Origin of the sequence: Kribbella turkmenica (genome assembly GCF_004348725.1) — a bacterium.
GTDB classification, from domain to species: Bacteria; Actinomycetota; Actinomycetes; order Propionibacteriales; family Kribbellaceae; genus Kribbella; species Kribbella turkmenica.
The window spans coordinates 1-1,927 of record NZ_SMKR01000324.1 but is presented as its reverse complement, the minus strand read 5'-3'; the positions used below and the strand labels follow the sequence as shown (position 1 = coordinate 1,927).

General features: G+C 71.2%; 3 protein-coding genes. All 3 read right to left on the bottom strand.

Annotated features, from left to right (window positions below):
• A partial coding sequence (locus E1218_RS35625; protein WP_132327429.1) for a DUF2630 family protein occupies positions 1-173 on the bottom strand: 173 nt, incomplete at its 3' end.
• A complete protein-coding gene (locus E1218_RS35620) occupies positions 170-937 on the bottom strand; it encodes an ABC transporter permease (RefSeq protein ID WP_132327428.1) in 768 nt (255 codons plus the stop codon). The genes E1218_RS35625 and E1218_RS35620, both read right to left, overlap by 4 nt.
• A 44-nt stretch (positions 938-981) precedes the next feature.
• Positions 982-1,927, bottom strand: a 946-nt coding sequence (locus E1218_RS35615; RefSeq protein WP_165949572.1) for an AMP-binding protein, incomplete at its 5' end; no start/stop codon positions are given.

The following is a 1,927-nucleotide window of genomic DNA, read 5'->3' as shown; positions in this document are numbered from 1 at the left end:
GCGCGACGCTGCCGGAGCAGGTCCCAGCACTGGTCGAGCTCGACCTCGAGGGCCCGCAGGCGGGTCCGCTCGTCCTCGTCGGCGATCTGCCCGGCGGCGTGCTTCGTGCGCAGCTCGTGCTCCTCGGCGACCAGCTGGTCGATCCGGCTGAACAGGCTCTTGTCATCGGTCATGAGGAAACGGTACGCCCGTCCGGCAGGGCCGAGCGGGCCAGCAGTTCGGTGATGGTCAGGATCGCCAGCGCCTCGGCCGCGATCAGGCCGATCAGGACCACGAGCTGCAGTGCGGCAGCCTCCGTCGGTGACGCGCCGCCGAGCACCATGCCGACGAAGGCCCCCGGCAGCGACACCAGCCCGACGGTCCGGGTCTGGTCGAGCGCGGGCAGCAGCGCGTCCCCGGCGACCGGCCCGACGACCAGTTTGAACGAGTCCGGCGGCAACAGCCCGATCGAGAGCCCGGCCTCGAACTCGCCGTACCGGGTGCCGTACTCGCTCAGCATCCGCCGGCCGGCCAGGGTGGTCGCCGTCATCGTGCCGCCGATGATGATCCCGCCCATCGGCAGGATCGTCGCCGGGTTCCGCGGCACCACCCCGGGCAGGATGAGCAGCAGCAGGACGGCGAACGCCCCGCAGCCGATCGCGGCCGCGCAGTAGGCCCACTGCCGCGGGATCACCGCCGCCGAGTGAATCCGCCGGGTGCTGGTGATGGTGGCGACGACGAACATCACCAGCACGAACGCGAGCGCGCCGAGAGTGTGCTGCAGGGCGACGCCGACGACCAGGCCGACGGCGGTGAGCTGCAGGACCGCGCGCACCGCCGCGGTGACGATCCCCCTGTCGTGCCGCAGGCCGGCGTACCGGGACGCGACGACGCCGGTCGCGATCAGCAGCGGCAGAACGACGACCGCCGCGAGCCCCAGCCCGGTGTCGAAGGACATCCGCCCATTTCAGCACGCGGGTTGCCGGACGGTGTGCCTTTGACTCACCCTTCCTTGAAGTCGGCCTCGTCGTAGGCGTGCGGACCGGGCTCACCGCTGTCCGCCCTGGCCGCCTCGTCGGCGCGCAGCTCGACCCGGCGGATCTTGCCCGAGACGGTCTTCGGCAGCTCCGCGAACTCGATCCGCCGGATCCGCTTGTACGGCGCCAGGTGCTCGCGGCAGAACCGCAGGATCTCCCCGGCCAGTTCCCGGGTCGGTTCGTGTCCGGCGGCGAGGACGACGTACGCCTTGGGCACCGCGAGCCGGACCGGGTCCGGCGACGGCACGACGGCCGCCTCGGCGACCGCGGGGTGCTCGATCAGCACCGACTCCAGCTCGAACGGCGAGATCCGGTAGTCGCTGGCCTTGAACACGTCGTCGGAGCGGCCGACGTAGGTGATGTAGCCGTCCTCGTCCCGGCTCGCGACGTCACCGGTGTGGTAGTGCCCGCCGCGCATGACCTCGTCGGTCAGCGCGCGGGCGTCGCGGTACCCGCGCATCAGCGGGACCGGCGCGGGGGCCAGCTCGATGCAGATCTCGCCGTCGTCGCCGATCTCGTCGGTCGACGGGTCGATCAGGGTGATCGTGTAGCCGGGCAGCGGGCGGCCCATCGAGCCGGGCTTGACCGGCTGGCCGGGGGTGTTGCCGATCTGGGCGGTCGTCTCGGTCTGACCGTATCCGTCCCGGATGGTGATGCCCCAGGCGTTCCTGACCTGTTCGATCACCTCCGGGTTGAGCGGCTCGCCGGCCGAGATGCACTCGCGCAGCCGGACGTCGACCGCGGACATGTCGGCCTGGATCATCATCCGCCAGACCGTCGGCGGCGCGCAGAACGTGGTCACGCCGTAGGTCTGCAGTACCTGCAGCATCTTCTCGGCGTCGAACCGCGTGTAGTTGTAGAGGAAGACGGTGGCGCCCGCGTTCCAGGGCGCGAACACGTTGCTCCAGGAG